We start from the raw sequence: 26,312 nt of genomic DNA, 5'->3' as shown, positions 1-26,312 counted from the left end.
AAATGAAAAAGGGGATTATCACTTTAGCAGTTGTGGTGATCGTACTGGTCGGATTCGTTGTTTTCATCCAAAATGTGAATGTGAACCGCCTAGGCGCACAGCAATATTACGTGCAGATTAACCAAGACGGAAAGAGAATGGAAGATAAGTCGGACAGTGGAGAAAAGCATGTTTCTTACGAATACACCCTGGAAGGCTTTGATGCAAAAGGTAAGGAAAAAAGCCTGACTTTTACAGCAGGCAAGGAACTGCGCAAGGACGCATACCTTCGAGTCTATGTGAAGGGGAATGACGTCAGCTCTTACCAGGAAGTACAGGTCAGCGAGCTGCCCGAGCAAGCGAAACAAAAGCTCGAGGGTGCCGAGAAATAACTATTATACGAAAACAAAGATGTAGTCTACTAAACATATGCAAGAGGGAGAGAATTCAATGTATCGAACAACCTTCAAATCAGTATCACAAAAAACGCTGGCTTACTCGTTGGCTCTTACGCTTGCGGCCTGTCCGGTCGCCGGCGCTGGCCAAGCGCTTGCAAAACCAGCCGCCGCATCCACGGAGTCCATAGAAATGGCGCAAACGCATGCACAGGTTCAATATCGGATCAATGCAAGGCTAGATGAGAAGAATATGCGCATTCAAGGAAGCGAGACCGTCACTTACCGGAACACGTCCAACGATACGCTGCGTGAAATCGTCTTTCATACGTTTGCCGACGCCAACCGGTCCAAAGCGACCCAAACTTCCATGTTTGAGCGAAACAATGAGGAGATCCGGAAGGAAAATCCCGAAAAGAAGCCGGAGGACTATCTGGGTGGCATCTACATCCAGAGCGCTGCTGCTGACGGACAATCCTTGGATTTTTCGAACAGCAATCAGGCTTTGACCGTTAAACTGCAGCAGGAACTAAAACCTGGCGAAGCGGTGACGGTCGAAATCGGCTTTGAAGTGAAAATCCCTTATGGCATGCAGCGCCTGTCTTACTACAAAGACATCATCAACGGCGCACATTGGTTCCCGGTTATGTCAGTCTACGACGAGAACCAACATGAGTGGGACAAAACGCCTTATAGCCAGTCGTTCGAGACCGATTATTATGATTCATCCGATTTCGAAGTGCATTTTAACGTGCCGGAAGCCTATCAAATCCTGATGCCGGGAAATATTACGGCGAAGGCCCAACCGAAGGAGCCCGGCCGTAAAATCGTGACTGCCGTTGCTGATAACACCCGGGAGCTCGTTTTTTTTGCCAGCCCGAATTATAAGGTTGAGCGTGTAACGCGTGACGGCCTGACGGTTGAATATTATTACTTCGACAACATGCCGGATAAGAAAAAACTCGTGGACGGATACATCGATACAGCTTTTAAGGCCATTTCGTTTTTTAACGATAAATACGGGAAGTATCCTTACCCTGAGTTCCGGATCGCGGAGTCGTACGTAGAGGGGGTAGCGGTAGAGTTTGCCCGGGTCATTCAAATGGGACAAATCGGGGCGAAGAGCGATCCGGCTCAAGATTACGTGTTCGTGCATGAAATCGCCCACCAATGGTTCCATGCCTTGATCGGCAACAACTCGGAAACAGAGTCATTTTTAGACGAAGGGTTTGCCGACTTTTCGAAGGTGTATTTCGCAGAAAATCAAGGTGACAACTTTAACGGATTCAAATCGATTCAAATCGATGATTTGTCTTCGATAGACAAGCCGATCGCCGCCACCAATACGGAAGTGGGAGATTTGGAGAGTCCAACCTTTTACAATAAAGGTCGCCAGGCGATCTACCAGTTGTACCACATGGTGGGCGAGGACAATTTCGATGCGTTCATGCAGGAATATTTCAAGCGACACGTATACAAAAATGCGACGATACACGGTCTTTTGCAGACAATCCAGGATACGCTCGGTGATGAAGCGAGAAAGGAAATGGACAAGATCTTGCATGACCCGCATTTTGTCCTTAAACCCGAATATCAGTTGTCTGATGTAGAAGCAGCCGCATATTGGCATGAGCAGTTCAAGAACATGTACCGTTCATCCCTGACCCAAGTTCCGAATCTTCCGGAGGAAATGATGAGCCGTATCATGGATAAGGCACTGCAAGGAGAACCGCTGACGATCGTGCTGAGCGATCAGGCTGGCAGCAAAGCGAAAAAGCAGCAGCAGACAATCCTAGCCCAGCTTGAAGGGACTCTTGGGATCATGGGCATTCCATACGAGGTAGTTTCCGACCGACAAACACTTAAGAAAAAGCTGAAAAGGGAGCTCGGAACCAGCAATATCATTGTCATCGGCAGCGCGAAAACGAACGGACTCATCCAGGCGATTAAACCCGGAATTATCCAGAAATCGAAGGCCATCAGCTTCGACTGGAAAGGCAAGATGAACCAAAAAGCATCTTCTGGCGCATACGTGATTAAGCATCCTTACAATCAAAACCGCCTGCTGCTTCATTTTTTCTGGAACGGTGATGCATTGAGCGACAGCGGGGTCGAGCCTTTTGCTGAGCAGATGCTGCAATCGCTTGGCTTCAGCGGCGACTTTTATCAATATTACGTACTAGACCAATCAGGCAAAATAGTATCCGTCGAAAAGACTGATAACCCGATGGCGAGATATTTTGCCGAAGAATAATAGAGTCTCTGGCCAATATGACAATTTCAATATATGGTTATAGTAATGGAAGGGCGGGGAAGAGGATTACTGAAGACTCGACAGATTTTAGCTGTCGGTCTTTTTCCCTGCTTGCTGAAAGGAGGTCGACCCATTGCCGCTAAGTCAAAAAATACTCATCGTGGACGATGAGGAGGATATCGTTAAGCTTTTGAAAACCGTGCTGGTTAAGGAAGGCTTCGAGTATGTGTATACTGCCTCTTCCGCTGAAGAAGGCTGGATTCGGTTTCAGGATAAGCAGCCCGACCTCGTCATTTTGGACATTATGCTACCGGATGGCGAGGGGTATGACGTATGCAAACAGATTCGCAGTGTTTCGAACGTGCCGATATTCTTTTTATCAGCCAAAAATGAGGAAATCGATAAAATACTCGGATTTGCCATCGGTGGTGACGATTACATCACCAAGCCGTTTAGTCCGAAGGAAGTGGCTTATCGAATCAAGGCCCGTTTCAGAAGAACGGAGGCTGCCCCGGAGGAGAACAAGGACGAGCACACCGTGAAAGCTGGGCCTTTCGAGCTTGACGAACACAAATTCGAACTGAAGAAAAACGGTGAGATCATCGATCTCAAACCGAAAGAGATTGGCCTCATTAGCTATTTGCTGAAGCATCCGAACCGAATTATAAGTAAGGAAAGCCTGTATGATCAGGTGTGGGGGGAAGAATCCTTCGGTTATGACAACACGGTTATGGTTCATATTCGACGGCTGAGGGAAAAGATCGAGGAGGATCCTTCAAACCCGCAATATCTGGTGACCGTAAAGGGACTGGGATATAAGCTAGTCTTGGGAGAACAGGAGCGATGAAATGGCGGCTGACCGGCAGATACTTGGCATCCGTCGTTCTAATTGTTGTCGTTGTTATTTTTATTAACATTTTATTGGTAACGGGTTTTTTTATATACCAAAGTGTATCTCCCCAGTACCCGATCCAACAAGAAGAAGCTTCAGCCGAAGCCATTACCCGTTCATTCAGTAAAGAAATCGTTCTATCCGAGCCGGGGATCGCCATTACCAGTCAAGGGAAGGAGACGCTAGAGCACAATCACGCGTGGGTTCAGATTCTGGATGAAAACGGTAAAGAGGTCTATGGCTATCGGGTGCCGTCTGAAGCGAGAATCAAATATACGCCGATGGATATCATCCAAACCTACAAATATATGGAAAAAGAATTGATGTCGACCGTTTTTATCGGGGAAAAGCTTGAGAACGGGGATCGCTACAGTTATTTGATCGGTTTCCAAAACCCTTATCTGGAGCGGAATATACTTACCTATGATTTACGGAAGGTCGGGCGGTTCCTTCAAATCGGAATCCTTACCGTACTTTGTATCGACGGCTTCATCGCGCTTTGCATCGCTTATTTGTTCAGCAAAAGGTTAACCAGGCCGCTTTCCTCGCTCATTGAAGGGATTAAACAGCTGGCTCATAAAAACTACCGGGTGCGCTACGAAACGAAGGGCATCTACAAGGACGTGTTTTACAACGTCAATGTCCTGACGGAGGAGCTGCAGGCAAGCGAATTGGAACGAAAGAAACTGGACCGGATGAAAGAGGAGTGGATCGCGAACATTTCGCATGATATCAAAACACCGCTTGCTTCGATTCAGGGGTACGCCGAAATGATGCGGGACAAGGATTATGACTTTACATTCGAGGAAATGCGGGATTACGCGGAAATTATTGAACGGAAGTCGCTTTATTTGAAAGACGTGATCGAGGATCTGAACCTGTCCACCCGTCTGAAAAACAAGGAACTAGCGCTCAATTCAAAAAGCGTAAACATTGTCAGTCTGGTCCGGAACGTTGTCATCGATACGTTGAATGATGCTCGGTACGGCAATCGAAATATCGAATACAGGTACAGTGACGAAGTGATTCTTATCGAGGCCGACGACATCCTGATTCGCCGTGCCATCGCCAATTTGATCTACAACGCTGTCGTCCATAATGAAGAGGGTGTGGCCGTTGAAGTCAGTGTCGAGAAAGAAGGGGATTTCGTTCGCATCGTTGTCGAGGACCATGGTAAAGGGATCAAGAAAGAAGAGCTGGAACGGATTTTCGACCGTTATTATCGCGGAACGAACACGGGAGAGCTGCACAAGGGATCGGGCCTCGGCATGGCCATCGCGCACGATATCGTGAAGGCTCATGATGGGGAAATCCATGTGGAAAGCGAGCTTCACCAAGGAACGAAAATCGAAATTTTACTGAGATTTCAGCCGCACGTGAAGGCAATGCCCTCCGTCCTTTAAAGGATGCAGGGCTATTTCTGTACTATTGGCAGCTATAAAAAGGCGAGGTCTTGGATTCACCACTCAGGACATTTGACCATATTCTAATCATAACTTGAGAAGTAAAGGAGAAGTTTTAATGTATAAGCTTACTTTAACAGCAGCTAAGAAGTTATTAGAAATTGCCGAAGAGCGTGCCAGGCAATTAGGTCTAAGCTCTGATATCGCCATCGTCGATGAAGGAGGAAACCTGGTTGCTTTCTATAGAATGGATAATGCTCGAATTGCAGGTATAGACATTGCTCAAGGAAAAGCATGGACCAGTGTAGCTATGCAAATGCCGACAGCGAATTTAGCTCAGACAGCGCTTCCTGGAGGAGCAACATATGGAATCAACACAACGAATCAAGGCAGGCTTGTAATACTGGGTGGAGGAATTCCTCTCATAGACCAAGGCAAAGTTGTGGGTGGCATTGGTGTAAGTGGAGGAACAAGCGCCCAAGATATAGACGTTGCGAATGCAGCTGTTCAGGCGTTTGAAAAAAGACAACACACTGATAATGAATATACAAGAGCACGGATTGGGTCATCTAAACAATTTTATAATTATTAATTTCATGGAGGAACAAAGGGTCCCCACAACGTTTTATGTTAAGAGGGACCCATTAAGAATATATCTCTACCATTTCATATAAATAATTTCGAAATTCTTCTACATAGGTTAGGGGCTCAACTATTTTTAAATTTGTACCGAAACTCGCTAAAAACTGAAATCCAATACTGTTTTGAGGAACATGAATTGTGGCTAAGAATAATTCAGAACTATACTCAGCAATACTCTTACGGCCATACCTTTCTATAATTTGGTCCTTTATGCTGGGCGAAATAAGGGCCTTAATCGTGGCTAGTGGTGGCTGATAAGCTACTTCATGCTCTCGTTCCGATACATAATCTCGAGGGTTAAATGTTTGCTCATCTATGGAGAGATCATCAATTCTGGATAATTTAAATGTTCTATAACTCTGACGATCTAAACAGAAACCCTTCAAATACCAACTCATTTCGCTAAAATTAAGCTGATATGGCTCGACCTTCCTATTCGTTTGGACACCATCCTTATCCGTATAATTAAATGAAATTATCCTTCTTCTTGATATGGATTCTTGGCATGTCTTCAAGGTTTGAAGAATCTCAGCTCGACCCTCCCAATCATAAAATGACAGCTCTATTGAACCATTCAAAGAAAATGGGCTAACCATTGCTTCAATTTTTTTAATGGTCACTGCCACTTCTTCACTAATTAGAATTTGTTCCAATCCGCTGAGCGCAGTCAATATATTCTCCAGGTCGGAGCTGCTTAACAGTCGTTTATCAAACTTGTATTCATCCATAATGCCGTAACCACCATGAACTCCATGGATCGAATAGATGGGTATGTTTGATAGACTCAGTGTTTCCATATCGCGAAGAATCGTTCTTTTGGAAACATGAAATAATTGTGCAAATTCATTTGCAGAAACAATATCTCTTCTCAGCAAAATCATAATAATAGATATTAATCTCTCGACCTTCTCCATGGGCTACTCCTTTTTTGTAATTAATTTAGAAAAGACGACATACTGCTGTCACCATTCATAAATTATACTTCATTTATCACAAGAAGGAGGTATGACTTTATGTCAGCTGTTGCATACTTGAATTTTGATGGAATCGCAGAACAAGCGATTGAATTTTATTCGGAGGCATTAAATGCAAAGGAGGTAAAAAAGGTAAAGTTCAATGATTTTCCTCAAGATCCCAACTACCCATTGCCAGAGAATGAATTAAATATGATCATGGAATCCTCGATAGATTTCGCAGGCGGGAAACTCATGATGTCGGATATTTTACCTTCCATGAAGAGGCTAACAGGTGAGTTGGTGCAAGGAAATAATGTACTTATAAGTCTAGTCATTGATGATAAACAAACACTGACAGATTACTTTAATAATTTGTCTGTTGGTGGCAAAATTCTAATGCCTTTATCCAATACTCCTTGGTCTTCGTGCTTTGGAATGCTGGTTGATAAGTTCGGCATATCCTGGAAATTTAATCGTGATGCAGAACAGTTTCTTGATAGAGTTATGTCGAGTAAACAGTAAATTGAATGTTGACCAAATACTTGGAAGGCTTACTCCACTTATTGAAGAGGGAGTAAGCCTTTTTGGCATATTTTCAGACCCGCTTCAGGCGCTATGAAAAAGTGTCTATAAAAGAGTACATACATAATTTTCAGTTTCTCTTCTTTAACATATTGCGGATTTCACATTTCCCGCGTGTAAGGAGAACAGTTGAAATGTATCCCTGGAGAGTGGGCCTGCCTCACTCCTTTCTTTTTGGACAGGCATTATAATCCAATTTGACAGTGAAAAGTTTTAACGGAGGGAGGGCTTGATCGTCCGAAAAAATGGTAGCGCATTCATAGCGCCATAAACAAGAATACGGTTGGGCGAACGGAGCTGCGCTGCCTTATTATCGGTGGGAAGACGAATAATGTTGAGGAGGTATTAATGCTTACCATGACAAGAAAAGCAGTGAGTCTGTTGGTCGTGCTTGCCATTATAATCACCGGATTTTTACCCCGAGCTGCGAATGCGACCGAGATGGAGAGCCATTCTGTTTATTCGGCGGATATGATAGATGCCATTGATCCGGCATCGTTGACACAGGCCGCAAGTAGTCCAGCCACGATACAGAACTACCCGATGCCATCCATCTATACCGCATCCAGTCTGTTTTCATTAAAAGCGGATAACGAAGCGGTTCCTGTTATCAGTTATCTGGCTGACTATGATTACGCTCAATTTTCTTTTTCCGGCACGGTCAAGATCGAAGTTACTGTGAATGAGCCGATTACATCTTACTCCATCAGTCCGCAGGCCAAAAACATCGCAGGTACGGTCAATGGAAACAAGCTGACATTTACGCTTTCTTCCTCCACTTATGTGATCGTAAAAATCAACGACTGGAAAAAGAAAATTGTCATCGCAGCAGATCCCTTGGAGACAGATATTCCCCCGTCCACAGGTGCCGGGATTTATAATGTGACAGAGTCGCCATACAACGTGGATAACACGGGGACATGGATGGCATCGGATGGTATCCAGCAGGCTATCGATGACGCTAATCAAGCCGGCGGCGGTGTTGTATTTGTTCCGGCAGGTGTCTATAAAAGCGGGAACCTGACTTTAAAGAGCAATGTGACCTTTTACCTCGCCGGAGGTGCCGTGATTGTCGGCACAGGCAAGGGTGAGGACTACACGAATGATTTTCGCAAGGATTCACGTAATGCGGATGGAACGTATTTTATTCGTACGGCGACAGATTCCAGCAATATTACGATACGGGGACGAGGAACTATTGATGGTAAAGGCATAGCGATGCGCGAGCGGAAGATGCCGGCACCGAACAAAAATGAAGGATTCCTGAATAACCTGCTGGTTCCGATCGCAACCACGAATTTTAATTTTGATGGTTTAATATTGCGGGACGGCGGCTTCTGGTCGTTTATGGTTGTTCGTTCCGACAATGTGACGATAAAAAATCTGAAGGGCTTCCAGGATTTATACAAAATCGAGAATGACGTTATCGATATAAACGAAAGTCAGGACGTGCTGGTCCAGCACGCGATCGGGATATCGGATGATGACACATTTTCTACTAAAACCTGGCTGCAGACGGGCATGTCCAAAGGATGGCCGGGAGAGCTTGAACATTTGGAAAATGTGGTCTTTGACGACGTTCTTGCATGGACCCGATGTGCGGCTTTCAAGATTGGCATGGGGGTAGCTCAGCCGCAGATTGGCGTAACCATCCGAAATTCGTATGTGTATCAGAGCGCCCGAGCACTGCTCATTGACCATGGTTACCAATTGAATACCCTTCCGGAGGAAGGATACGCCCAGAATATTACATTTGAGAATATCGATATCGAACGAGTCGGTATCAATCAATTCGGGAATTATTGGTTCGGGGTTTCAACCAGTACTTCCGGCGATGTCAGCAATGTTACATTCAAGAACATCAATGTTCGTGAGACGGGATCTCAGAAATCCAGGCTTTCCGGGAATGCCACAAAAGGTGGAATGGTTAACGGTGTCACGTTCACGGATGTGTATGTTGAAGGCAAGCTCGCAACCAACTTGAACGACCTGAATGCCACCGCTAACAGTAATGTAAATGGTATCGTCTTCGCCAATTCCAAGCCACCGCTGTTCAGCGACAATTTTGAAGACGGAAATACGGCGGGATGGACACCGGTTTCTGGCGGCTGGACAGTACCGACAGACGGCACAAATAAAGTGTTATCCAGCGGGAACCAGACGACTACATCGCTGATTACCGCGAATGCCGGTGGCTCATGGAAGGACTATGCTTATGAAGCCAGAGTGAGAATGCCAATTACCAATGCCAATGCAGGTATTCTCTTCAGAGTACAGGATGCAGCGAATTTTTATATGTATCGAATCAATTCAGCAGCTAAACAGCTGGAGTTATTCAAATCTGTAAACGGACAATTGACGTCTGTAGCCAACACTCCGTTCACAGCCAGAGAGAAGCAGTGGTATAAGGTTAAGGCGGTTGTACAAGGGAACACGATTTCCTGTTATGTGGATGGAGAATTACTAATGGAATGGACCAATCCTGCAACAGAATTGACAGCAGGGGGAATCGGATTCCGGACAACCTCGGCGGGCGTCCATTTTGACGATGCCATTGTTTCCTCAATCAATAAAGCGCCTGAGGATATTGTGCTCTCCCACAGCAGCGTAGTTGAAAACACAACGGCAGGAGGTATGGTCGGAACATTCTCCACCATCGACCCTGATGAGGGGGAGACATTTGCTTACATGCTGACAGCAGGAGCCGGGGACGCGGACAACAAAAGCTTCACCATATCGGACAATGCATTGTTTCTTGCTGTGACGCCTGATTACGAAGTGCAGGACAGCTACAGTATCCGGGTGAAGAGCATAGACTCAGGGGGAATGTACTACGAGAAGATGTTTACGATCCAGGTCACGGATGTGAATGAACCTCCCGTTAATCCGGTCCCTACGTTCATCCAATTCAGCGACGATTTTGAAGATGGAGATACGACTGGATGGACGCCGGCTTCAGGATCCTGGAGCGTTGCAGCAGACGACACCAATGCTTTGATTCAGCATAGTTCAGCTGCTGCACTCATTACCGCCGGTGATGCATGGACGGACTATACGTATGAAGCCAAAGTGAAGATGCCCATTAGTAATGCCAATGCAGGCATTCTCTTCAGAGTACAGGACGCAGAGAATTTTTATATGTATCGAATCAATTCAGCAGCTAAAAAGCTGGAGTTGTACAAATCCGTAGATAACAACATGACGCTTGTATCCAGTACTCCGTTCACGGCGATGGAGAAGCAGTGGTATACGATTAAGGCTGCCATCCAAGGGAACACCATGAAATGTTATGTGGATGGAGAATTGAAAGTGGAATGGACCAATCCTGTAACGGAATTGACGGAAGGGAAGATAGGATTTCGGACAACCTCAGCCGGCGTAGCTTTTGATGAAGCTCTGGTTCTGGTTCCCGACCCGAATTAACGGTTACCGCATGACGCAGGCCCGTATTCGTCCAATATGAATCGAGTCATATATCGGCCAACGTAAATGGAATCCTGCGAAGGAGCTGCCCCAAAAGCCCAAAAAACGGCTTTTGGGGCCAGCTTCTTTTTTAACATTGTCGAACAGGGGACTGCGGTGACATAATCGAAGGATACAGATTTTAACGGAAGGCGTGAAAAGCTTGGATTATTTCCACAGGCAATCATTCCGCAACAAACTCAAAGTCGCATTTCTGGCCGTCATTGTGCTCTCTGTTCTGATGACCGGCGGGTTATCTTATTACATCTCGGCCGCTACCCTGGAGAAAAATGCGCTGAAGCTCACGCAGGACACGGTGGTCCGCTCGGCGCAAATTGTGGATGAGAAGCTGAATAAACTGATGCTGATTATGATGACGTTCATGGTCAGCCAGCCTTTCTACGATATGCTAAGGGATGCCGCCTCCGGCGAAACCGGCAGGTATTTTACACATTTGAACGATCTTGATAACGTTTTCTCACAGGCGCGGATCGCTGAGCCGCTAATCCAGTCAATCTATGTATCCACGCCAATTGGCGAGTTTTATCCCTCGTCTGCGAATCGCAACCGACTTACCGCATTCGAGGATACCTTCCTGTATGAGCGCATCGAACAGGAGAAAAAGAACCTTTGGGTGGAGGGGCATGAGGACATGCTCTTCTCGGGCAGAGAACGCGTTATTTCGCTGATTCTGGTGCCGATTTTTGACAACCCGGTAAACGATGTTTATATTGTCGTGAATATCCGGGAGGACGGCTTCCGAAAGCTGGTGCAGGGAGATAGCGGTGAAGGAGCGTCCAGCTTCCTGCTGAACGCTGAGGGCGAGGCGGTCTACCCTGTGAAGGAGCCGCTGGTTCGGCAGGCGGTTGATGAGGGTAACTTAAGCGGCGTCATGAACCGTCCTGAGGGCAGACAATCCTTTGAACTGAATGGTAAAACCTATTTGCTTAATTATGCCCAGCTTGGCATTGCGGATTGGACGATGACCACCATTCGGTCCCAGGCCGATGTTCTTCAGGACTTGGTGTATGTTAAATGGCTGATCGCCGGGGTAGCTTTGGTTGCTTTCGTGGTTACCATGCTGATCTCCGGCGCGTTTTCGCGCCATTTGTTAAAGCCGCTGCAAGGACTGCTGAAGGTGATGAAGCGGGTGGAGAATAACGATCTGACCGCCCGATTTGAGAGCAGCAGCGGAGATGAGCTGGGACAGGTGGGCTTTCGGTTCAACCGGATGCTGGAGCAGATTGTGGTGTTGATCGATGAGGTCACGGAAGCGCAGACGCATAAGCGGTCTGCGGAGATCAAAGCGCTGTCGGCGCAGATGGACCCACATTTTCTGTACAACACGTTGAACACCATCTACTGGAAGCTGAAATTAAAGCAGATCGAGCCGTCACAGCAGATGGTTATGTCGCTCTCCCGTCTGTTCCAACTTGGGCTGAACAATGGCCGGGAAATTACGACATTGTCCAAAGAGCTGGAGCATGTGCGCCAGTATATGGAGCTGCAGTCAAACTGCTATGAAGGCTTATTCTCTTATGAAATCCATGTACGCGAACCGGAATTGTCCGCGCTTTCGATTCCGCGCATCATGCTGCAGCCGCTGGTTGAGAACAGCATTTTGCACGGATTTCGCGACCTGAAGGACGGCGGTCGGATCGAGATCGACGTTGCCGGTGACAGGGAGCGCTGGACAATTGCCGTGCGCGATAACGGCAACGGCATGGATCAGACCCAAGTACGCGCGCTCTTTTGGCTGGAATCGAAGAAAGGGTATGCCGTGTCCAATATGATCCGGCGGCTCCAGCTCTATTATGGGGATGATGCGGAGTTGCATGTGAACAGTGCGCCGGAGCGCGGAACAGAAATACGGATTTCTTTACCAAGGAAAGGGGGGCATTGGGATGAGCAATCCTGAGGCGATCCGTCTTTGCATTATTGATGATATCAAAAGCGTGGTAGACGGGCTGACCGCGATGAACTGGGAAGAACAGGGCATTCAGGTCGCGGGTGTATCGAGCAATGGGGAAGATGGGCTTAAGCTGATCAACGAATTGCAGCCGGATCTGATCATTACCGATATAAGAATGCCGAGAATGGACGGGCTGAGTATGCTGCGCGCAGTTCTGGAAGAGAACCGCAGCTGCAAGGTTATTCTGATCAGCGGGTATGCGGACTTTGAATATGCGCAGCAGGCGGTGCAGCTGGGGGCATTTGATTTCGTGGTGAAACCCTTCTCGGAAGAAGATATTATGTCGGCAGTGCTGCGAGCCAAAGCGGAGATTATGGAAGAGAAGTCCAAGCTGCTAAGCCTGAGGGAATTGGAGAACAAGCTGCGTGAGAGCATGCCGGTGCTGCGGCAGGAATATTTTGCGCTGCTTGTCAGCCACCGCACTTCATGGGAAGAGGCCTCGGGACGGTGGGATTTTCTGAATATCGAGCTGGAGCCGCGGGGGTTCGTAGTGATGCTGATTGAAATTGACCGTTTTCGGGAGCAGGTTGCCGAGCAGTCCATCCGGGAGATGGAGCTGATCCGGTTCTCGTTGTTGAACATTATGCAGGAGACACTTGCCGAATATGCTTGCAGAGTTGTTTTTCGCGCCCGCCATGACCGGTACTTGGCCGTACTGAACGATACAGGACCGTCCAGTCCGATCGAAATTGCCGAGCAGTGCTGCCGGAATATTGAACACTATACCAAGTTCACGGTTTCGGTCGGTGTCGGCGGCAGAGTGGAGGAGATCAGCGAGCTGCCGGATTCCTATCGTCAGGCTCATCGCGCGCTCTCCCACCATCTATTCACCGAAGGCAATGCGGCTATTATGTATAACGACATTCATCAGAGCGGAAGTCAGGAGCCGCTGGCGCTGGAATACAAGGACGAGTTGCTGCTTGCCCTTCGTTCCGGGAACGTGGACCGGACGAACACTATTTTGTCCACAATTTCGGAAACGCTGCAGAAGCTGATCTCCAGGCAAAATCCGGACTATCTCCTCAGCTTGTACGATGAGCTGGCCGCTTCAGCAATCCGCACCTTTTATGAAATGGTTCCATATTCGGACATACAACCGCTGATCCAGAGATTCAGGGCAGGGCAAGGGACGACAGGGGTACCGCTGGCCTCTTTGCAGCGTCAACTGCTTGTCTTGTGCACGGAGGGAGCCGAACTGGTGCGCCGGAACAGCTTATCCGAAGGGCAGAAGGTTATTTATAAAGCCATTGACTATATCAAGCGCCGTTTGTCCGAGGATATTACCGTCGGCGATTGCGCGGCCCACGTGCATCTCAGCGCCAGCTATTTTTCCAGCTTGTTTAAGCAGGTGACCGGGATGACCGTCACACAGTATATGACCTCGGAACGTATCCAAAAAGCGAGGCTACTGCTTGTGGAGGGGGCGCAGGTGCAGGAGGTGGCTGCGGCTGTCGGGTATGAGGAGCGCAGATATTTCAGTGAAATGTTCAAGAAAATCACGGGGCAGACGCCTTCGGAGTTCAGGGCAGGCTATCATATGGACCGACCGGAGACGTAAGGTACATGCTGCACAGACCATAGAATTCTGTCCCTGGAGAGTGAAATTGCCGCACTCCTTTTCTGAATACGAGGGTCTATAATAACAACGAGTTCACAATATAAGAGTCAATCAAGGGGGAGAATGTATGCGAAAAAAATGGTTAGGCCTCGGCTTGAGCCTCGTTCTGGCCGTCGGCATCGCAGGCTGCGGCGGGAATGATAACAACAATGCGAATGGAGGTTCAACGAATGGAAAGTCCGAGGGCAGCACGGAAACTCCCACAGCCGAGACGGGCCAACCCGTACAGCTTAAATACTGGACCGACGACCGTCACGATCAAGAGTATATCAAGGAATTGATCAACAAGTTCAACGAGACAAACGAGGATAATATTCAGGTGGAATTGACGGTGATGTCTGAGAATTACACACAAAGCGTCGACATTGCATTTTCCAGCAACCAGGCACCGGATGTGCTGCGGCTAAAGAGCGCCAATACGTCCGGATTTGTCAAAAAAGGTTATCTCGCGCCAATTGACGAGTATCTTACCGATGATATGAATACGAAATTCGGCAGCCTGCTGATCGATGAGGTCAACCGTTTTGATGGCAAAGTGTATACGCTCGCCAATACTGGTCTCACCTTGCGTTTGGTCTATAACAAGGACCTCTTTGCCAAAGCGGGCATCGAGAATCCCCCGGTATCGCTTCAGGAAATGGTGGACGATGCCAAGAAAATTACCGAAGTTGGCAAAGCTGAAGGCATCTATGGCTTCGCGCTGAACTTCAAAAATCCGAAGCAGGCATTTGACCGTTCCATCCGGGAGATTCTTTCCTTGAGCGGTCATCAGGGACTTGGCTTTGATCTGAAAACAGGACAATTCGATTTTGAGCCTTACGCTCAAGTCATCGAATATTTCAAGCAAATGTATGCTGACGGCAGCATTCTGCCTGGGGCGGAGGCGCTGGACATCGACCCGCTGCGTGCTCAATTTGCCGCAGGCAAGATCGGTATGTATCTGTCCTTCTCGACGGAGCCGGGTGTGTACATGGATCAATTCCCGACTGAAATCAACTGGGGCGGTGCCCTGGCCCCAACATTGGACGGACAGATTAAAGGGACTTCCGAAATCGTGTCTGCCGGAACATGGCTCGGCATTAGCGCCCAATCGGCCAATAAGGAAGCCGCTTGGAAATTCATACAGTATATGTACGGTGACGAGATTCTGAAGACCTATCATGAAAAAGGCTTCGGTATCGCCATTGTGCCAAGTATTGTGGAACAGGCCAAAGAACCTGAGATCGGCGGCATGGAAGGCTTCCTGGTTGGAGAACACGACTCGCTCTGGCCTGTGTCGCCAAATATCACGCCGGAGGGTTCCAACTATGCGGACGCTTTCTTCAAATACATTCTCGAAGGTGGAGACACGAAAGCGATTACAGAAGATTTGAACACCAGGTATAACGCCGCATTGTCCACAGCGGTCGAGAAAGGCGAGGCCACTGCAACGCCGAACCCTGCCTTTGATCCAACCAAACCGCAGGGAGAATAACTGGCCAAGGATGGGGCTGCCGCGCACTTTTTGGCGGATGCCCCTTTTCTTTCCCCGAAGGAGGAACGAATCGTGAGTTTTAAATGGAAACGACTTGGGGAGAACTCCCTGTTTCTGGCCCCAAGCATTATTTTGACGACGGCCCTGGGAATCTACCCTTTGTTTTGGATGCTGCGCTATATGTTCTACGAATATGCCGGATACGGCCAGCCGCTGTTCGTTGGCCTGGATAATTTCCACCGGCTGATGCGAGACGCGCTGTTCTGGGAATCGGTGGGCAACACCTTTATCTATGCCGGAGGCAAGTTGCTGCTAACGCTGCCATTGTCCCTGCTGTTGGCTGTCATCCTGAATGGCAAGCTGCGCGGCGGAAATCTGCTGCGCGGGATCTATTTTATGCCAACGATCATCAGTACCGCAGTGATATCCGTTGTGTTCTATACGATCTTCAATTCCTACAACGGGATGGTGAACACGGTTTTGATGAAGCTGCACCTGGTCTCCCAGCCGATTGACTGGCTAGGTCCGAAGCATGCGATGCTTACGGTCATTCTTGTAGCCGTATGGGGCGCGGTCGGCAATTATATGCTGCTGTTTCTGGCCGGATTGCAAAGTATTCCGCAGGATTTGTACGAGAGTGCGGCCATTGACGGGGCGAACGCCGGAAGACGGTTCTGGAACATCACGCTTCCGATGCTGGCACCGGTTGCCCAGCTGGTCATTATGCTCGCCATTATCGCATCCCTGAAAGGGTATGAGAGCATTATGCTTATCACCGAGGGCGGACCGATCGGCAAAACCGAGGTCATGTATCTCTATCTGTATAAACTGTTGTTCCCGGTATCCACGGGTTCGCCTGTAGAGCAGCAGCTCGGATATGGCAGCGCGGTAGGCTTCGCAACCGCTGTTATTGTCGGGGCCATTACAGGCTTGTATTTCTTATTGAGCCGTAAAATGAACAAAATGTATTAGCGATTATGTATGACTTTAAGATTTGATGACAACGCCGCAGATCGGTTTAGAATGAACGGCTGCAGGCGTGCAGGAGGATCAGCAAATGAAAGAACAGGTGTTACCTCAAACCCAACAGCCGGCCAGACGCGGCAAAACCGAACGCCCGTTAACCGGTCGCGCAGGCAGAATTATGGGGCGTACGGTCATGTGGCTGTTTCTATTAATAACGGCGATCCTGACATTATTTCCTTTGTTGATGACATTGTCCGGTTCTCTCAAGACTGGAGCTGAAATGATGACTGGCGGTAGCCTGCTGCCAGCCAAGCTGCAGTTTGTCAACTATGCGGAAGCCTGGAAGCAGGCCAATTTTGCCCGTTATACCTGGAACAGTGCTTTTGTCAGCATTATGGTTACGGCAGGCACTCTGCTGGTAGCTGCGATGGCGGCTTATGTGGTAGATCGGCGCAATTTCCCCGGCAAATCTCTGTATGTGACAACTCAGGCTTCGATGATGTTTATATCCGTTGGTGCCATTGTGATGCGCCCGCAATTTGATTTGATGGTCGCGCTGAACCTGAATACCACGCTGTGGGGAGTTATCCTGATTCTGATCAGCGCGCATTCCAGTACATTTTTTATGCTGCTGGGTTTCTTCAAAGCGATTCCCCGCGAGCTGGATGAAGCGGCAATGGTGGACGGTTCCGGGTTCGCCCGCACCTTCTTCCGAATTATTCTGCCGCTCTTGACACCGGGGCTGGGCGTTGCCGGGCTGTTTGCCTTCCGCCATGCCTGGAACGAATACATTCTTCCGCTGGTGTTCACGATGACGAATCCGCACCTGCAGACGCTCACCGTCGGTCTGGCGAACCTCCGTTACGGCTCCTCTGCGGCGATGCAGATCCACTTGATGATGGCGGGAGCATGTCTGTCTATCCTGCCAATGCTGCTCGCTTATATTGTGGCAAACAAGTCATTTATTCAGGTGACAGCAGGTTCAGTCAAAGGTTAAATTCAATTCCATCTACAAGTGCGAGTTCGAAAAGGCCGGTTTTCAGCACCGAGAAGGTTGGATAAAGCTAGGGACTTCAGGAGCGGAGCGTACGTTTGGGGTACGTGAGCACCGGAAGGCCCGGCTGAATGCAAGATTCGATGCCGAGTTACTTCCTGATTCACTTCGTGTTAGATATAGAATTTATACGTTATCAGCAGAGCTGATGAAATTCTGTATCGCAAGAAAAACCAACCTTTGAATCGCGGTCGCTCATCCTTGAACTAACATCGATCAGGTTTTCTTATCAAAAGTGGACTTTTTGAACAACCTCTACAAGGAGCATGATGCAAATGAGAGATTCTACAATAGGACCTTTGTTTTCCAGCCCGGTTATGACCCGGCATGCCGCGAACCCGATTTTGTCCCCGGGTGATGTGCCTTACGGTCCGGCGATGGTCTTTAACGCCGGGGTTGCCAAGTTTAAAGGCAAATATGTGATGGTATTTCGCAATGACTACGGCGATGAACATCAGGGCCTTGTCGCCCCTCATCATACGACCAATCTCGGGCTGGCCTTCAGTGATGACGGCATAGCCTGGGATGTGCAGCCGACACCGTGCTGGTCCTGGCATGATGAAGAGGTCATCCGTGTGTATGATCCGCGTTTAACGGTAATCGGCGAACAATGTTATATGTGCTTTGCGGTCGATACCAAGCACGGGCTGCGCGGCGGCATCGCCGTGACCGAGGATTTCGCTTCCTTTAAGGTGCTGAGCCTGTCGCTGCCGGACAATCGAAACATGGTGTTGTTCCCGGAGCGGATCGGAGGTAGGTATGTTCGGCTCGAACGTCCAATGCCTGTATACAGCCGGGGCGGCATAGACCGCTTTGACATGTGGATGAGCGACTCGCCTGACTTGAAATACTGGGGCAACTCCAAGCTGCTGCTGGCGGTGGAAGATGTAGCCTATGCCAATGACAAGGTAGGGCCGGGCGCTCCGCCTGTCAAAACGGATAAAGGCTGGCTGACCCTGTTCCATGCGGTGGACATTGATCGCAGCCGGGGCAAGAACGGCTGGGAGGACAGTTGGCAGAAGCGTTACACTTCCGGCATTATGCTGTTGGATCTCGAAGATCCCAGCCGGATCATCGGCAGGGCGGAGACGCCGCTGCTGGCGCCGGAAGCTGCTTATGAGACCGAAGGGGGCTTCCGCAATGATGTTATTTTTCCAGGGGGCATGATTCTGGAAGAGTCCGGTGAAGTCAAAATCTACTACGGCGCCGCCGATACCGTAGAATGCCTGGCTACTGCGCACGTAGATGAGCTGCTGCATCTTTGTCTGAAAGGCACGGTCAAATAAGCAATGATAACATCATAAAGCTATACAGAAATGGGGAGATCTCTATGAACGGACATATGACGCTGCCATCGGTCAACATTCCGGTTGCCGATGAGGTGGATGTGCTGGTAATCGGCGGAGGAGCTTCCGGTATCGCCGCGGCTATTGCCGCTGCGCAAGGGGGAGCGCGAACGATGCTGGTGGAGCAGAGAGGATTCCTTGGCGGCATGGGCACTGTTGCGCTTGTCCCGGCCTTCTGTCCCTTTACGGATAAGCGGAAGCCGATTATCCGCGGTCTCGGACTTGAGCTGATGGAACGGATGAAGCAGGCATGCAATCCCCAGTACCGTGAGGAATATCAGGAGCTTCTGGATTGGGTGCCAATCGATCCCGAGGTGCTGAAGCGGGTTTATGACGATGCCATTCTGGAAAACGGCGTTACGCCGCTGTATCATACCTTTGTTTACGATGTGGTGCTGTCTGAGGACCGCCGGAAGATTGAAGGTGTCATTGTTGTCAACAAAACAGGACGTTCGTTCATTCCTTGCCGGTATATTATCGACTGCTCGGGAGATGGGGATATTGCCGCTCTGGCGGGAGTTCCTTTTCAAAAGGGCGGGGATGAAGGCGAACTTCAGCCCGGCAGCATGTGTTATCTGCTTGCGAATGTGGACCGTCCGAAGTTCAAGCGTTTCCTGGAAGAGAGTGGGGATACAGGTCAACTGCATAAGACGGTAGAACTGGCGATTGCCGATGGTGCACTGCCGGAGGGGAGAAAGTCGATCTCCGGCTTGGCTTGGGTCAGCGACTATTTGGTAGGGGTTAACTTCGGCCATGTATTCGGCGTGGACGGCACCCTTGCGGAGGATCTGACGCGCGGGGCAATTGAAGGACGCCGTACGGCGGAACGCCAGCTGCAGTTCTTCCGCCGCTATGTGCCGGGATTTGAGCACGCCCATATGGTGGCGAGCGGGGAGCAGCTCGGCATCCGGGAGACGCGGCGTATCGAAGGGGATTATATCCTGACAGTGGATGATTTTCTTGCTGCGCGTTCCTTCCCGGATGACATTGCCCGGAATGCATATTATATCGATATTCATCTCGCTAACAGCAAGAGCGACATGACCTTCAACCACTTGCCGCCGGGGGTTTCCCACGGCGTACCGTATCGGATCATGCTGCCTGTTGGCATCGACAACCTTTGGGTGGCCGGACGCAGCGTCTCTTCCGATCGTGCGGTGCAAGGCTCCCTGCGGGTGATGCCGAACTGCTTCTCCATGGGCCAGGCTTCTGGCACGGCAGCTGCATTGGCGCTGCGGGATGGTTCCGCCTCGCGCGGCATTTCCGTAGCCGAGCTTCAGCAGCGGCTGCTGGAGCAGGATGTATGGCTGGGAGAGGATTTCACACCGGCTGAGAAACAGAAGGAAGGGGATGCACCGTGAAGCAGCTTCCTTTAACGGATGAGTGGTTTCACGGCGCCGTGTCGCTCCAGCATCGGGAGGAGGGAATCAAGCCTTGGCGTATTCCTTACATGGATTACGAGCTGTATCCGCCTGCGGGCATTGATGGCAAGGCCGAGATTTGTGCCGGTGTTCGCCTGCGGCTGCGCACGGATTCCGCAGAGGTGGCAGTATCCTTCACATCTCTTGCGGATGCTGCCGTTATGGATTGTGTCGCAGAAGGAGAACTGCTCCAGAGAATTCGCCTGCCCGTCGGAGCCACAGAAGCCTTGTTTACCGGACTTCCCGCCGAAATTAAGGATGTGGAGATTTGGCTCCCGCAAAACATAGGAATGACCGTCACCGGCCTGCGGATTGGCACCCAAGCTGTCGGAGTCCCGCTGCCGGACACCCGGCCCCGCTGGATTACTTACGGCAGCTCTATTACCCAGTGTGTCGGGGCTTCCGGCCCCTCTCGCGCTTGGCCTGCCATTGCCGCCGAAGCCTGCGGCTTCAGTTTGACCAATCTCGGCTTCTCCGGCAACTGCCACATGGAACCGATGATCGGGCGGCTGATACGCGACCTGCCGGCCGAGTTCATCTCCATATGTGCGGGCGTAAACATCTATGGCGCAGGCACCTTAAGCCCTCGCATGTTCAAGCCGCAGCTGATTGGACTGCTGGAGACCATACGCGAAAAACACAGGGAGACTCCGCTGCTTGTCATCTCCCCGATTTATGGCACCGTCCGCGAAACGGAGCTCAATCCGCTGGGCTTCACCCTGCCCATGATGCGCCAAGCGATCCGCGAGACGGTGGAGATGCTCAGGGAGCGGGGCGATCGCCGATTATACTATCAGGATGGCCTGAACTGGCTTGGACCGGAGGATGAAGCCTTTCTGACGGACGGCCTGCATCCAGGAGCCGAGGGATATGAGCTGTTAGGCCGGCGTTTCCGGGATCTTTATGGTCAAACAAAATGAATTGAAAAAGCAGTTGACTTCATCACTACTCAGTGTTACGATATACTCGTAATAAGTATTACTCAATAGCTTTTGAATCCCCAAAAGCTATTGAGTAAAAATTCCCCTTGGTACTATGTCATACTGAATATAAGTTAGACTAATTAGAGGAGGGACGAAATAAAGGAGGATCTGAACATGGAAAATTTAACCGAAATGCTGAAGGGTTCGCTGGAAGGTTGCGTAATGGAAATCATTAGCCGACATGAAACATATGGCTACGAGATTACCCGCCGATTGAACGAACTTGGGTTTACCGAAGTCGTGGAAGGGACGGTTTACACCATCCTTGTGCGATTGGAAAAGAAAAAGCTGGTGAGCATCGAAAAGAAACCGTCCGATATGGGTCCGCCCCGTAAATTTTACTCGCTTAACGAGGCTGGCCGCCAAGAGCTTAAATTGTTTTGGGAAAAATGGGATTTTGTATCATCCAAAATCAACGTCTTGAAGTCAACCTAACGTCATAAGATATCCCGCACCATGATTTGGGAGTGTTTTGTTAAGCTTTATGATCAAAGGAGGAGAAATGATATGATGGAAATGTTCAAAAAATTGATTGGTGATAAAAAAGAGTACAAGATGATGATGGCACGTGTTGAAGCCTTGCCAGAGGACTACAAGTTTGTATTTAAGAAAATTCAAACCTATATGTGGAATTTTGCAACAGGCAACGGAATGGATATGCTGCACATTCAGTATGAGCTTATCGATTTATTCGAAGCAGGAGCAGCGGAGGGCAGACAAGTGCTGGATATCACAGGGGAGGACGTAGCAGGCTTTGCCGATGAGTTAGTCGCAAATGCTAAAACCTATGTTGCCAAGTACCGAGAAGATTTAAATCTTAGTATCAAAAAACGATTTGAAAACAAATAAATGTAATAAATACAGACTGATTAGCTGACTACGTATGTCAATCACTCCCGTGCTACTCAGTTATATTTTTACCTCAGTACTAAGTAATACTGATTATCAGTAGCACTCAATAGATGTGTGAAACCTATCTAGACCCACCTGGGGCTGGACCGTAATTTCTGTGTTTAAACGGCCTTGTGGGGCTACCTAAGGAGGAGTAACTATGAGTCATGAAGTGATCTCAGTAAAAGGGTTGAAAAAATCATTTAAAGACAAGGAAGTCCTTAAGGGAGTGGATTTTGAAGTGCGGCGTGGTGAAATATTCGCACTGCTGGGATCAAATGGAGCGGGAAAGACGACGACGGTTAACATCCTATCGACGCTGATGAAGCCCGATGGGGGCGAAGTAGGTATCTGCGGCTTTGACGTCCAGCGTCAAGCAGATCATGTTCGTCAAAGCATCAGCCTGACAGGGCAGTTCGCAGCTCTTGACGGCATGCTCACAGGGCGGGAAAACCTCATAATGATTGCCAAGTTACGCGGAGTTTCCGACCCCGTTCAAGTTGCCGATAATCTGCTTTCAAGATTCAGCTTGACCGATGCGGCGGGCCGCCGGGCGGACCAGTATTCCGGAGGGATGAAGCGCCGGCTTGACATCGCGATGAGTCTGATCGGCAGTCCAGCCGTCATTTTTCTCGACGAACCGACAACAGGGCTTGACCCGGAAGCGCGGATTGAGGTCTGGAATACCGTCAAAGAGCTTGCCGGTGGCGGTACGACCATCTTGTTGACGACGCAGTATCTGGAGGAAGCGGAACAATTGGCGGACCGTATCGCCATCTTGCATGGCGGAACCATAATCACGACCGGTACCCTTACCGAACTCAAAGCGATGTTCCCGCCAGCGAAAGTGGAGTACATCGAGAAGCAGCCGACTTTGGAGGAAATTTTCCTCGCGATCATCGGCAAGAAGGAGGAGATGTAAATGAAGAACAAAACAGGGGTATTACTAGAGCGTTTAATGCGCAACATTATGCGAAGTCCGGATACGATTATCACGGTGGCGATTACGCCGATTATGATGATGCTGCTGTTTGTCTACGTATTTGGCGGTGCTATAAACACAGGTGCTAACAATTACGTAAATTATTTACTACCTGGAATTTTGCTGATGGCTATCGCCTCTGGTGTCGCCTACACCTCACTGCGATTGTTTACGGACGTAAAAAGCGGTCTGATGGCACGTTTCATTACCATGCCCATCAAACGATCTTCGGTATTGTGGGCTCACGTGTTAACCTCGCTTGTTTCCAATGCTCTTACTGTCGTGGTGGTAATCCTCGTCGCGCTCTTGATGGGCTTCCGTTCAGACGCTGATATTCTAGATTGGCTCGCGGCAGCTGGGATACTCGGGTTGTTTACGTTGGCACTGACATGGCTGGCGGTCATTCCTGGATTGACAGCGAAGTCTATGGAAGGTGCGACAGCCTACTCGTATCCGCTGATTTTCCTGCCGTTTATTAGTTCGGCTTTTGTTCCCACCGAAACCATGCCTCGAATTGTCCGTGCGTTCGCTGAGAACCAACCCGTGACGTCAATCGTGAATACGAATCGTGCACTCTTGTATGATGGAGCTGTTGATAAGGATATCTGGATCGCGCTTGCCTGGTGTGTCGGCATCATGGTCATCGCATACTTCTTCGCTGGTAAAGCATTTAAACGACAGTTAGGATAAGTACTCTTTTAAAAAATCAAAAATTGATTAGGCTGTTACGATGTAATCCGGTAAAAGTTACTTTCACGGTTCGTGATTCAGCCTGAGGCATCCAAACTGGAAAATACAGTACTATCTCTAATTTCATTGGAACTCTATTGAGTTTGTCATAATCAAATCTAGAAACTGTTCAAGATGATTTGCTATTTTTTCAACTTCTTCAAATTCTGGTTCATGCCCGCGTACAATAGCACCTTTATCATTGTTTAAATCAATCGCGTAGAAAGAATAGCCGTCATCGACCGAGATTACAATTGGCAGGTAATTATCCCACCACGCTGTTATCTCTGATCTCCAAATATCGTTATCCATTGCTGCTTCTAAGCTGAGTAATTCAAATTCATTCCATTTAAATGCATCGTCTGAACGATTGTTATATTCATCCTCACAGAGAAACCAGGTCTTTTCATTAGGTGTGGTGCATTGTTTTACTGCACTTAGAAAACTTATATATTCATTAGGGATGACTTTATATCTGGATCTGATGCTATCACCTAGATTCAAATTGCAATCCTGATTTAGGGTGATAGTCCAACCGTTTTCTTTAGCCCAAATCATAAATTCATTAATCTTGTTATTCATAATTCACCTACTCCCGTAAATTCCACCAATTTCATTTTAGGTAATGTTAATAATTCTAGTCAATCTTCTATATATCCTTCATTAAACATTATTGGCTTCAGCCCATACGCACCATTGATTTCCTTCATACATTATACGGAATCCGCCTAATTCTTTAACAACAAGCAATTACTTATCAATTCTAGGGAGTTGGACAAATCCGTGAAGTCAGATTTGAAACTTACAGGACGGGTGATCTTCAGGGGAGACCCTGGGTATGAAGCTGCTCGAAAAAATTGGGATCCTCATACGGACAGATTTCCTAAGGTTTTTGTTTTTGCTCAGAACACAAAGGATGTAGCAAACGCGATCCGCTGGGCTCGCAAAAACAATGTCCCGATCCGCCCGAGAAGCGGCAGGCACGCCTTGGAAACCAACCTATCACAAGTGAATGGTGGCATTGTAATTGACGTTAGCGAAATGAAGAAAATTAAACTAAGCAAAAAAAGCGGCACAGCTGTAGTTGAGACAGGGAATCGTGTAGGGAGAATTGTGGATACACTTGCACGGCAAGGTTATATGGCGCCATTTGGGGATAGTCCGACAGTGGGCATTGGTGGAATAACACCTGGCGGCGGAATCGGGCCACTGCAAAGGACGATCGGACTCATTAGTGATAACCTCCTCGAGCTCGAAATGGTGGACGCCAAGGGAAGAATTATTCGGGCGAACAAAAATCAGAACGCCGACCTTCTGTGGGCAACCCGAGGCGGCGGCGGTGGCAACTTTGGCGTATATACCAAGTACAAATTCAAAGTGCTGCGCGCCCCGGCCAAAGCCACCGTATTCCGGATTACCTGGCCTTGGGAGCAATTCGAACAAGTCGTAAAGAAATGGCAGTTGTGGGCACCTAATGCCAGCACCAAGCTCGGAAGCGAATTAAATGTTGGTCCCAAAAAAGGCGGGAATGTCAGCATGTTGGGGATTTACCTCGGTTCAAAAAGCGAGGCCCTTCGCCAGCTGGAACCTATTCTTAGCGTAGCACCGACCCAAAAAGTCATCCGCAACTTGCCGTACACGGAAGCCACCAAGTTTTTGCTTGCTCCCGACCCGATCCTAACGCAAAGGTTCAGCAACCAGTTCTCCAGCGGTTTTGGCAGACGCCCATTTCCGGATAAAGCCTATAAAGCTATGCGCAAGTTTCTGGAAAAAGCGGAGGGAGGGACACCAGCCGGTTTCTTCTTCCTGAATTGGGGCGGAGCTATAAGCCGTATCGCTCCCAAAGAAACTGCATTCTACTGGAGAAAGGCTAAATTCTACGTGGAGTGGAACAGCTCATGGGTGAAGCCATCGCATGCGGCCAGGAATATTGCTTTAGCTCGAAATACGAGGAAGAAATTGCAGCCTTATATCGTAGGATCCTACATTAACGTTCCTGACCAAGGTATCAAACATTCGGGTCCAGTCTATTATGGAAAGAACTACCCAAGATTAAAGAAAATTAAAGCAAAATACGATCCGGGGAATGTATTTAACAATCCTCAAAGCATTCCTCCAGCAAAATAAAAACGAGCAGCGACATTGATGTAATAATACTAGAGGCCAGATGCTGTAATTAAATTTGATTCTTTAAGAACAACTCATATCGTCAGGTAGAAAAAAGAACAAGCCAAGGATGAACTGCACCCCAATTGTTAGACACACTCTAACAGTTGGAGGTGCAGTTTTTTATGACTAAATTTACGAAGGA

The 26,312-nt window shown here is 48.6% G+C and carries 22 protein-coding genes; 20 read left to right on the top strand and 2 right to left on the bottom strand.

Going from position 1 to position 26,312, the window contains the following annotated elements:
* Positions 1-2: 2 nt before the first annotated feature.
* The 5 genes from AM231_RS10295 (at position 3) to AM231_RS10275 (ending at position 5,515) form a co-directional block, all read left to right on the top strand.
* On the top strand, positions 3-371 hold the full coding sequence (locus tag AM231_RS10295; protein ID WP_054402533.1) for a YxeA family protein: 369 nt from the start codon (positions 3-5) through the stop codon (positions 369-371).
* A 58-nt stretch (positions 372-429) separates the two neighbouring features.
* Positions 430-2,628 (top strand): M1 family metallopeptidase, encoded by a 2,199-nt coding sequence (locus AM231_RS10290; protein WP_054402532.1) that lies wholly within the window; start codon positions 430-432, stop codon positions 2,626-2,628.
* A gap of 133 nt (positions 2,629-2,761) precedes the next feature.
* Positions 2,762-3,475 (top strand): response regulator transcription factor, encoded by a 714-nt coding sequence (locus tag AM231_RS10285; protein ID WP_054402531.1) that lies wholly within the window; start codon positions 2,762-2,764, stop codon positions 3,473-3,475.
* Positions 3,472-4,923 carry a sensor histidine kinase gene (locus AM231_RS10280; protein WP_054402530.1) on the top strand — a complete coding sequence of 484 codons (1,452 nt, stop codon included), beginning with the start codon at positions 3,472-3,474 and terminating at the stop codon, positions 4,921-4,923. The genes AM231_RS10285 and AM231_RS10280 overlap by 4 nt, the downstream gene beginning before the upstream one ends.
* A gap of 118 nt (positions 4,924-5,041) precedes the next feature.
* Positions 5,042-5,515, top strand: a complete 474-nt coding sequence (locus AM231_RS10275) for a GlcG/HbpS family heme-binding protein (protein ID WP_054402529.1) — start codon at positions 5,042-5,044, stop codon at positions 5,513-5,515.
* A gap of 52 nt (positions 5,516-5,567) precedes the next feature.
* Here the strand turns inward: AM231_RS10275 and AM231_RS10270 are convergent, their stop codons facing one another.
* Positions 5,568-6,479 (bottom strand): helix-turn-helix transcriptional regulator, encoded by a 912-nt coding sequence (locus AM231_RS10270; RefSeq protein ID WP_054402528.1) that lies wholly within the window; start codon positions 6,477-6,479, stop codon positions 5,568-5,570.
* A gap of 99 nt (positions 6,480-6,578) precedes the next feature.
* Between AM231_RS10270 and AM231_RS10265 the strand changes: the two genes are divergently transcribed.
* The 14 genes from AM231_RS10265 to AM231_RS10200 all read left to right on the top strand — a co-directional run bounded on the left by AM231_RS10265 (position 6,579) and on the right by AM231_RS10200 (position 23,962).
* Positions 6,579-7,043, top strand: coding sequence for a VOC family protein (locus AM231_RS10265; protein ID WP_054402527.1), 465 nt, complete (start codon positions 6,579-6,581; stop codon positions 7,041-7,043).
* A gap of 417 nt (positions 7,044-7,460) precedes the next feature.
* The gene (locus tag AM231_RS10260) at positions 7,461-10,526 is read left to right on the top strand and encodes a 3-keto-alpha-glucoside-1,2-lyase-like domain-containing protein (RefSeq protein WP_242615113.1); all 3,066 of its coding nucleotides are present in this window, start codon (positions 7,461-7,463) and stop codon (positions 10,524-10,526) included.
* A gap of 202 nt (positions 10,527-10,728) precedes the next feature.
* Positions 10,729-12,483, top strand: a complete 1,755-nt coding sequence (locus tag AM231_RS10255) for a cache domain-containing sensor histidine kinase (RefSeq protein ID WP_054402525.1) — start codon at positions 10,729-10,731, stop codon at positions 12,481-12,483.
* The gene (locus AM231_RS10250) at positions 12,470-14,095 is read left to right on the top strand and encodes a response regulator (protein ID WP_054402524.1); all 1,626 of its coding nucleotides are present in this window, start codon (positions 12,470-12,472) and stop codon (positions 14,093-14,095) included. Before AM231_RS10255 ends, AM231_RS10250 begins: the two co-directional genes overlap by 14 nt.
* A gap of 127 nt (positions 14,096-14,222) precedes the next feature.
* Entirely contained in the window at positions 14,223-15,629 is a 1,407-nt protein-coding gene (locus tag AM231_RS10245) for an ABC transporter substrate-binding protein (RefSeq protein ID WP_054402523.1), read from the top strand.
* 72 nt (positions 15,630-15,701) lie between these two features.
* Positions 15,702-16,601 carry a carbohydrate ABC transporter permease gene (locus tag AM231_RS10240; protein WP_054402522.1) on the top strand — a complete coding sequence of 300 codons (900 nt, stop codon included), beginning with the start codon at positions 15,702-15,704 and terminating at the stop codon, positions 16,599-16,601.
* Between the two features lie 85 nt (positions 16,602-16,686).
* Positions 16,687-17,592 carry a carbohydrate ABC transporter permease gene (locus AM231_RS10235; protein WP_054402521.1) on the top strand — a complete coding sequence of 302 codons (906 nt, stop codon included), beginning with the start codon at positions 16,687-16,689 and terminating at the stop codon, positions 17,590-17,592.
* Between the two features lie 332 nt (positions 17,593-17,924).
* A complete protein-coding gene (locus tag AM231_RS10230) occupies positions 17,925-18,935 on the top strand; it encodes a glycoside hydrolase family 130 protein (RefSeq protein ID WP_054402520.1) in 1,011 nt (336 codons plus the stop codon).
* A 44-nt stretch (positions 18,936-18,979) separates the two neighbouring features.
* Entirely contained in the window at positions 18,980-20,356 is a 1,377-nt protein-coding gene (locus AM231_RS10225) for an FAD-dependent oxidoreductase (protein ID WP_054402519.1), read from the top strand.
* Positions 20,353-21,336 (top strand): SGNH/GDSL hydrolase family protein, encoded by a 984-nt coding sequence (locus tag AM231_RS10220; RefSeq protein WP_054402518.1) that lies wholly within the window; start codon positions 20,353-20,355, stop codon positions 21,334-21,336. Before AM231_RS10225 ends, AM231_RS10220 begins: the two co-directional genes overlap by 4 nt.
* A 177-nt stretch (positions 21,337-21,513) precedes the next feature.
* Complete coding sequence (locus AM231_RS10215) at positions 21,514-21,834, top strand: PadR family transcriptional regulator (RefSeq protein ID WP_054402517.1); 321 nt, start codon at positions 21,514-21,516, stop codon at positions 21,832-21,834.
* A 72-nt stretch (positions 21,835-21,906) separates the two neighbouring features.
* On the top strand, positions 21,907-22,248 hold the full coding sequence (locus tag AM231_RS10210; protein ID WP_053493202.1) for a DUF1048 domain-containing protein: 342 nt from the start codon (positions 21,907-21,909) through the stop codon (positions 22,246-22,248).
* A gap of 202 nt (positions 22,249-22,450) precedes the next feature.
* The gene (locus tag AM231_RS10205; protein ID WP_054402516.1) at positions 22,451-23,212 is read left to right on the top strand and encodes an ABC transporter ATP-binding protein; all 762 of its coding nucleotides are present in this window, start codon (positions 22,451-22,453) and stop codon (positions 23,210-23,212) included.
* A complete protein-coding gene (locus AM231_RS10200; RefSeq protein WP_054402515.1) occupies positions 23,213-23,962 on the top strand; it encodes an ABC transporter permease in 750 nt (249 codons plus the stop codon).
* A 123-nt stretch (positions 23,963-24,085) separates the two neighbouring features.
* On the opposite strand, the gene AM231_RS10195 is transcribed toward AM231_RS10200, so the two are convergent.
* Positions 24,086-24,583 carry an SMI1/KNR4 family protein gene (locus AM231_RS10195; protein WP_054402514.1) on the bottom strand — a complete coding sequence of 166 codons (498 nt, stop codon included), beginning with the start codon at positions 24,581-24,583 and terminating at the stop codon, positions 24,086-24,088.
* 201 nt (positions 24,584-24,784) lie between these two features.
* Between AM231_RS10195 and AM231_RS10190 the strand changes: the two genes are divergently transcribed.
* The gene (locus AM231_RS10190) at positions 24,785-26,128 is read left to right on the top strand and encodes an FAD-binding oxidoreductase (RefSeq protein WP_054402513.1); all 1,344 of its coding nucleotides are present in this window, start codon (positions 24,785-24,787) and stop codon (positions 26,126-26,128) included.
* Positions 26,129-26,312: the final 184 nt, after the last annotated feature.

This window comes from Paenibacillus solani, from assembly GCF_001277345.1.
Lineage (GTDB): Bacteria > Bacillota > Bacilli > Paenibacillales > Paenibacillaceae > Paenibacillus_AQ > Paenibacillus_AQ solani.
Note: the sequence above shows the minus strand (reverse complement) of the source record. Positions and strands in the feature narration are given on the sequence as shown.

What these genes read in the sequence shown, in the direction of transcription:
- AM231_RS10260 (WP_242615113.1), top strand. Translation starts at nt 7,461, where the DNA reads ATGACAAGAAAAGCAGTGAGTCTGTTGGTCGTGCTTGCCATTATAATC.
- AM231_RS10280 (WP_054402530.1), top strand. Translation starts at nt 3,472, where the DNA reads ATGAAATGGCGGCTGACCGGCAGATACTTGGCATCCGTCGTTCTAATT.
- AM231_RS10195 (WP_054402514.1), bottom strand. Translation starts at nt 24,583, where the DNA reads ATGAATAACAAGATTAATGAATTTATGATTTGGGCTAAAGAAAACGGT.
- AM231_RS10235 (WP_054402521.1), top strand. Translation starts at nt 16,687, where the DNA reads ATGAAAGAACAGGTGTTACCTCAAACCCAACAGCCGGCCAGACGCGGC.
- AM231_RS10250 (WP_054402524.1), top strand. Translation starts at nt 12,470, where the DNA reads ATGAGCAATCCTGAGGCGATCCGTCTTTGCATTATTGATGATATCAAA.
- AM231_RS10230 (WP_054402520.1), top strand. Translation starts at nt 17,925, where the DNA reads ATGAGAGATTCTACAATAGGACCTTTGTTTTCCAGCCCGGTTATGACC.
- AM231_RS10265 (WP_054402527.1), top strand. Translation starts at nt 6,579, where the DNA reads ATGTCAGCTGTTGCATACTTGAATTTTGATGGAATCGCAGAACAAGCG.
- AM231_RS10215 (WP_054402517.1), top strand. Translation starts at nt 21,514, where the DNA reads ATGGAAAATTTAACCGAAATGCTGAAGGGTTCGCTGGAAGGTTGCGTA.
- AM231_RS10225 (WP_054402519.1), top strand. Translation starts at nt 18,980, where the DNA reads ATGAACGGACATATGACGCTGCCATCGGTCAACATTCCGGTTGCCGAT.
- AM231_RS10275 (WP_054402529.1), top strand. Translation starts at nt 5,042, where the DNA reads ATGTATAAGCTTACTTTAACAGCAGCTAAGAAGTTATTAGAAATTGCC.
- AM231_RS10205 (WP_054402516.1), top strand. Translation starts at nt 22,451, where the DNA reads ATGAGTCATGAAGTGATCTCAGTAAAAGGGTTGAAAAAATCATTTAAA.
- AM231_RS10295 (WP_054402533.1), top strand. Translation starts at nt 3, where the DNA reads ATGAAAAAGGGGATTATCACTTTAGCAGTTGTGGTGATCGTACTGGTC.
- AM231_RS10270 (WP_054402528.1), bottom strand. Translation starts at nt 6,479, where the DNA reads ATGGAGAAGGTCGAGAGATTAATATCTATTATTATGATTTTGCTGAGA.
- AM231_RS10245 (WP_054402523.1), top strand. Translation starts at nt 14,223, where the DNA reads ATGCGAAAAAAATGGTTAGGCCTCGGCTTGAGCCTCGTTCTGGCCGTC.
- AM231_RS10290 (WP_054402532.1), top strand. Translation starts at nt 430, where the DNA reads ATGTATCGAACAACCTTCAAATCAGTATCACAAAAAACGCTGGCTTAC.
- AM231_RS10200 (WP_054402515.1), top strand. Translation starts at nt 23,213, where the DNA reads ATGAAGAACAAAACAGGGGTATTACTAGAGCGTTTAATGCGCAACATT.
- AM231_RS10210 (WP_053493202.1), top strand. Translation starts at nt 21,907, where the DNA reads ATGATGGAAATGTTCAAAAAATTGATTGGTGATAAAAAAGAGTACAAG.